Here is a 262-nt window from a genome sequence, read left to right on the forward strand (position 1 = left end):
GAACAACTTGCGCGCATAGGGGTCGAGCAGCAGCTTGTTCGGATTAAAGCGATGGCCCGCCTCGGGCTCATAGGGGCCATGGGCGCGGTAGCCATAGAGCAGACCCGGACCGACATCCGGCAGATAGCCGTGCCAGACCTCGTCCGTGCACTCGGGCAGGGTATAGCGCCGCAGTTCGCGCTTGCCCTTGGCATCGAACAGGCAGAGTTCGATCCGGTCGGCATTGGCCGAATAGACGGCGAAATTAACCCCTTCGCCATCG

General features: G+C 62.2%; 1 pseudogene. It reads right to left on the reverse strand.

Going from position 1 to position 262, the window contains the following annotated elements:
* Nucleotides 1–262 (reverse strand): annotated as a pseudogene (locus tag AC0L2X_RS32625) (glycogen debranching protein GlgX); the annotation flags it as partial.

It is taken from the genome of Mesorhizobium sp. WSM4828 (genome assembly GCF_055811175.1).